The following is a 6,055-nucleotide window of genomic DNA, read 5'->3' as shown; positions in this document are numbered from 1 at the left end:
GGGGTCAGTCGTCGTTCGAGGGGGACAGCGTGACCTCGCTGTCGAAGGTGGTCACACCGTTGCCCGATTCGAGGAGGGTCTCGCCGGTCTCGTCGCCGCTCACGGTCGTCGTCTCGTCGTCCGTCAGGTCCTCGACCTCGAACCCCTCGTCACCGACGCCGACGACGAGCGGGTCGTACGCGAGGAACTCGTTGCCGAGCGCGAGGTCCGCGGCCGCGGTCTGCCGGAGGAGCTGGTCGAGCCGCCCCGCGTCGATGCCGATGCGGGCCGACTCAGGCCGCACGTCCAGCCGGGCGAAGGTACCCAGCGAGGAGAGGGGGACCTTGTAGTTGTTCTCCTCGCGGTCGACGACGGTCGTCTCGTACTCCAGCCGGGCGGTTGTCCGGTGGCTGGCGTCGTCCGTGCCGCCGTAGTGGACCCGGTCCCCGCCCGCCTTCGTGCCGGCGGTGCGCTTGACGAACGAGGGGGCGTTCAGCTTCTCGCTGTCCGACATCTTCCGGTACTTCGCCGGGGCGAACTTCTCGCGGAGTGCGCTCCTGTCGGCCACCGGCTGCCCGTTCACCGTCACCGACGTGATGCGGAACGACTCGTAGTCCGACGGGACCGTGTTGCCGAACTTCTCGACGCGCTCCCCCAGCGGGACCACTGTCTGCCGGACACTGATGCCGCCCAGCGGGTGCGCGATAACCTTCGAGGAGCCGTCGCCGCCGCTCGACGACCCGTTCCCACCACCGTTCTGCTGGCCTCCCTGCTCCTGCTTCTGCTCGCGCTGGCCCTGCCGCAGTGTCACGAGCGAGCTCTCGCCCTCCGGCACCTGTGCCGCCCAGTTGCCCGGCCGCCCCAGTGCCTCGGTCAGCTGTGGCATCACCTTCGCGGCCGGGAGTTCCTCCGTCTCCCCGCCGGAGCCGATGCTGACGTCCATCCGCGCCGTGACCGAGAACATAAGCACGTCGACGTGGACCTTCCCCTCGATGCGGAACGGGCCGGGGCCGGAGATGGTCCCGTCGATCTTGATGCTCAACCCGTTCCCGTTGAACGTCACCGAGAGCTCCGCGAGGAAGTCGACGATGAACTTGAACGGGTTGAACTGGAACAGCGCGTCGAGCGCGAGCTTCCCGTCGACCGTCAGTGGCCCGACATCGGCGCGGAGAGCCACCGCCGCGCCGACCTGGAAGGTGTTGGGCGTCACCGCGAGGTAGCCCGTGTACTCGAGTCGTGGCTGGCCGCTCGGCGGCGTGAGCGAGGCGGTGATGCGGTCGAGTTCCGGGAAGCCCTTCGGCGGGTCGTACCGGGGATTGAACCCGCCGACCGACAGCATGAACTTCGCGTTGTCACCCCAGCGGAGCCGCATCGCCATGTCCCCCGACACCGTCCACGCGACGATGCGGGAGTCGTAGAGGCTGGCGTCGACCGAGAGGAACTTGTCGGGGATGTCGAGGTAGCCGAACACCGCGAGGTTGAGCGAGATGAGCCCCGCGTCCTCGTCGGGCAGATCGACGTGGAACGCGCCGAGGAGGGCGATTTCGATGGAGGGGACCTGCAGGACGACGCCCACCTCCATGGTGAGCATCGTCGGCGTGCCCCAGCCGAACTTCGCCATCGGGCCGAAGACGTGCTGGTCCCGGGTCGGCGGGAAGACCGAACGCAGGTCGCTGATGATGCGCTGGGCGTTCTCGACGACGTTCTGCGGGAACAGGACGGAGTTCAGCGACCCCGTCCGGACGGCCTTGGCCAGCGGCTTGCGCTTCATCGAGCGGTGGATGCCCGCCAGCCCGCCGATGCCGTTGAGCGTGAAGCCGAAGCCGAGCTGGATGGGTGGCAGCTCCGCCGTGATGAGCAACAGGAACGAGTAGCCGTCGCCGCCGCCCGGCAGCTCCGTCTTCAGCAGGCCGATGGCGGTGATGGCGTACTTGCCGATCTGGAGCTGGAGCGCCCCGGAATAGCGGTTCTCATCCGGGTAGAAGTTGATGATGCCGCCCCCCCTGACCGGCCCGGCGTCGACCCCGAGCGCGAGGCCGCTCGGCGGCTCGAAGCCGATGTCGATGTCCGCGTGGCCGAGGTTCCCCTCGCGACCCTCCGGAAACGAGATGTCGGCCCTGAGCCCCACCCGGTTCACCTGCGCGGTCAGGAACCCCAGGTCGAGCGCGGGCGTGGTGGCGATGGTGATGGGGAGGCTGCCGTCCTCGCTGCCGCCCGGCGTGATGCCGAGGTAGGTCTCCTTGATGGCGAGCGGCCCCAGAGTGATGCTGTCGGCCAGGGCGATCTCGAGCGTGCCACCCGAGTCGAAGTAGAACCCGCTCTCGGAGGACCAGCCGACCGTCAGCTCGAAGTCGTACTGGATGGGCTCGGGGACGATCTTCTCCAGGAACCCGCCCTCCGGCTCCACCCGCACCCGCGCCGCGCCGACGGCCTCGGTGCGGACGGTGAACTGCCCGCCCTCGTACTCGAACGTGGTGTCGAGGTCGAACTTCTTGAAGATGAGCTGGCCCACAGCGGTCTCGAGCGGGACCGAGAGCACCTCGTCAGGCTTGGCGTCGTACTCCAGCCCGAGTTCCCAGACCAGGGTGTCGATGGACTGGTCGGCGGGCGAGTCAGTCTTCGAGCCCGCGACGTTCAGCGGCGTGAACTCCAGCGACGGCTCGGTCGTGGGCTGGGCGCGGACGCCGCGGTTGGCGAGCTTGCCCGACGCGTCGCTCGTCACCGTCCAGTCGGTCCCGACGGGGGCCGACAGCTCGCTATCGAGCGATCCGTACAGCACCAGCGCGAGCCCGGAGAGGTACTTCGTGTTCTGCTCGGGCGGGATCGGGACGAGCCGGGCGCCGACCTCCGCGGTACCACCCGTATCGTGCTGGTAACTGAGGAAGGGAATCGAGAGCTGCCGGTTCCCGTGGACGATGGCGTCGGGTGCCAGGTCGTCCGGGCCGTCGGCACCGGTGTAGGCCGCGAGCCGCTCGTCGGAGACCTCCGTCACGCTGGCCGGCATCCCCGCCCCCCGGATGCCCTTCTTCAGGTAGTGGAGCAGGAAGACGGCGCCGAAGGGGTTCTCCTTCCCGGCCCACTGGAACAGCGTCTGCGCCTGCCCGAGCGGGTCCTGGAACCCCTTCGCCAGGTTCTCGAGCACCAGCTTGTCCGGCTCCGTGTCGCTCCCCTCGATGATGACCCCCAGCATGCAACACAGCCCGTGGAAGTCGGCGTGATGGCGTTCGAGGTAGGTGATGAGGAGGTAGTCGAGCAGGGCGTCCGCTAGCGTGTCCGCGCCCGGCGCCTCGATGGTGACGGTCGAGAGCGCCTGGACGCTCTCGTAGATGCCCTTCGCGCTCTTCGCGATGCTCTCTAGGTCCTCGAACTCGACGGCCTCGAAGAAGGCCGCCCAGTCGACGTTGTCCAGGTCGCCCAGCCCCTCGACCGGCCCCATCGCGGCCGAGGCCTCCTCGGCCAGCTCGACGATGGTCTTCTTCAGGCTCTGGCCCGGCCCCTGCACGCCGGATTCGATGGTGTCGAACACCTTCGCCGGGTCCTCGCTCAGCAGTTCCTCGCCGATCCCCGTTTCCGTCAGCAGGCCCTCGACGCCCTCGGGACCGTCCTCGAACGCCGTGACGAGCGGTTCGACGATCTTGACGAGTTCGACGGTCAGCTGGGCGCCGGTCGGCATCCCGCCCTCGGAGTCGGACCCTGACCCGGAGTCCGAACCGGACCCGTTACTCATGCTGTCCCCCCATGGCTACCCACCCCGCAGGAAGTACTGCTCGATGCGGCGGATATCCCAGAACCCCTCGTCGGTGATGAGACCCTGGTCGTGCAGTTCCTTGTTGACCTCTCGGTTGATGCGGTCCGCCAGCCGCTCGTCGACGCCGGCGAGGTAGTTCATCGCGTCCTCGTACGTGGTCTGGTTCGCCATCGTGAAGCTGTACTCGAAGGTGAGCTCGGCGCCTTTGCCCTCGAGGGTCCGTAGCTCGCCCCCGACGGCGCGCCAGATCTCGTCGGTGTCCTGGAACAGGGAGACGAGCCCGGAAAACGGGACGTTGGTCGAGGTGTAGCTGACGTCCACCCCGAGCCCGCCGCCCACGGAGAGCGCGCCCTGGAGCGCGAGCTGGTGGGACGCACCGCCCCATGTGCCCGACGTCATCGACTTGTCGGCGCCCTCGAACCAGCCGATGAACCCCATCGCCCCCTGGCCGAACGTGAAGTTCAGGTCGACGCCGATACTCGCCGACACCGTGCCGAAGACGTAGTAGTACGGCCCCCCGTAATCGGGCGAGTCGCTGTCGACGATCCAGAGGACGGACATCCCGACCGCGGAGCCGATTCCGCCGGCACCGAACCCGGCCTCCCCGGACAGGACGACCTCGTAGCCGATGCCGTCCAGCTCCAGCGGCTCGAACACCGACAGGACCGAGGAACCCGACCCGGTGTTGTTCTCGGCCTTCTGGACGGCCTGCTTGAAATCCTCGGCCCCCTCGTGGTTCCGCTTGTTGATCTCCTCGTCGAGGATGGTGTTCGCGTCCGACTCGGGGATGCTCTCGAACACGATGGTGTTCTCCGGCATCTCCGCCATCAGCGGGCACCTCCAAGAGTGGCCGAGACGTGGACCGTTTCGGGCGTGCCCGGCGTCCCGGGGGGCCAAGCGTTTTGCGTCGCACCCGCCGAGGGACTGGCATGTTCGGGCTCCTGCTGCTGTTCGCCCTGCTTCTCTCGCTCGCGGACGCCCTCTTCCTCATGGTCGTCGCGGGGGAGATCGGCGCCCTCCCGACCGTCGGGCTGGTCGTGCTGACCGCCCTCCTCGGGTCGCTGCTCGTCCGAAGCGAGGGGCGCGCCACCCTCCGCCGCCTCCAGGAACGCGCACAGCGGATGGAGCCCCCCACCGACGAGCTGTTCGACGGCGCGCTCATCCTCGTCGGGGGTGCCTTCCTCATCACGCCCGGCCTGCTGACCGACCTGACAGGGTTCCTGTTCGTCCTCCCGTTCACGCGCTACCCGCTCCGGGTCGCGCTCACGCGGTGGGTCGTCGGCCCGTACGTCCGGAAGAAGATCGGGGACGGCAGCATCAACGTCCAGTTCGGGACGATGGGGGGTGGCGGCTTCGGAGGTGCCGGGAGCGGCCCGTCGGGGCCCGATTCGGGCAGTGGCTGGCCGGGCCCCGGCGGCCCAGGCGGGGGCGACGAGGTCGTCGACCTCGACGACCACGACGCCTACGACATCGAGGTCGAGGACCCCGGAAGCGGCGACGAGGAGCGGTGAATCCGCCGGGCTGGGGTGTGCCCCCTGCACGGCCCCAGGCATCTCAGGTACCTCCGGTCAGGCCGAGCTGGGTCGTGAGGCTCGGCTCCATCATGAACAGCGACCAGCCGAGCCCAGCACCGATGGCCAGCGATATCAGGGCGTACCACGGCTCCAGCCGAATGGTCTTGAACGCCTTGCTGCCGTAGCGACGGAACCCGAGGCTCCCGACGACGAACGCGATGACGATGCCGTAGACGGCCCGGGTCCGGCCGACGGAGAACAGCCAGACCGACACACCCCCGACGAGGATGCCGAGTTCGAGCGCGTGGATCTCGTTGTGGGTCACGCTGCGGATACCCTTCGACACCGGGAGGAACGAGGGGAGCGTGAACGCGACCTTGTGCTTCGAGCCGCCCGAGCGCGTGGTGGTGGCGACCGACGCTCCGCCGCTCGTGCTGACGCTGGTGCCCCCGCTGCTCCCCGACGCGGCCCGCCGCTTGATGAGATAGCGGACCGCGCCGAGCGACGCCACGCCGCTCCCGCCGTACAGCGCGGCCGACTGTGGGTCGAGGCTCCCGACGAACCCCTCGATGGCCCCACCGATGCCGGCCGCTGGCGTGGCCGCCTGCAGCGGCGTGCCCACGACCGCCCAGAGGATGAGGACCGGCGCGAGGTCGATGGTCATCGGTCGCTGTCGCCCCCGTTCGGGCCGCTCCGTCGGCGATGGGTTCGCCACGCGACCCCCGGGAAGCGTGTGGCAGGTACTGGCATTATTCGGATGCGTGGCGAGACTGAACGGACCGAGTAAAAACGGGACACTATCTGATTAGCCAGC

At 68.7% G+C, this 6,055-nt stretch carries 4 protein-coding genes; 1 reads left to right on the top strand and 3 read right to left on the bottom strand.

Features of this window, described 5'->3' with window-relative positions:
- Nucleotides 1-4: 4 nt before the first annotated feature.
- A complete protein-coding gene (locus DP107_RS16890; protein WP_144263298.1) occupies nt 5-3,706 on the bottom strand; it encodes a DUF6603 domain-containing protein in 3,702 nt (1,233 codons plus the stop codon).
- Nucleotides 3,707-3,721: 15 nt separating this feature from the next.
- The gene (locus DP107_RS16885) at nt 3,722-4,555 is read right to left on the bottom strand and encodes a hypothetical protein (protein WP_144263297.1); all 834 of its coding nucleotides are present in this window, start codon (nt 4,553-4,555) and stop codon (nt 3,722-3,724) included.
- 101 nt (nt 4,556-4,656) lie between these two features.
- Between DP107_RS16885 and DP107_RS16880 the strand changes: the two genes are divergently transcribed.
- On the top strand, nt 4,657-5,238 hold the full coding sequence (locus DP107_RS16880) for an FxsA family protein (protein WP_144263296.1): 582 nt from the start codon (nt 4,657-4,659) through the stop codon (nt 5,236-5,238).
- 43 nt (nt 5,239-5,281) lie between these two features.
- Here DP107_RS16880 and DP107_RS16875 read toward each other — a convergent pair whose 3' ends face one another.
- Nucleotides 5,282-5,905, bottom strand: coding sequence for a hypothetical protein (locus DP107_RS16875; protein ID WP_185977367.1), 624 nt, complete (start codon nt 5,903-5,905; stop codon nt 5,282-5,284).
- Nucleotides 5,906-6,055: the final 150 nt, after the last annotated feature.

The organism is Haloglomus irregulare (assembly GCF_007421925.1).
GTDB classification, from domain to species: domain Archaea; phylum Halobacteriota; class Halobacteria; order Halobacteriales; family Haloarculaceae; genus Haloglomus; species Haloglomus irregulare.
The sequence above is the reverse complement of the archived record's forward strand: the minus strand, read 5'-3'. Positions and strand labels throughout refer to the sequence as shown.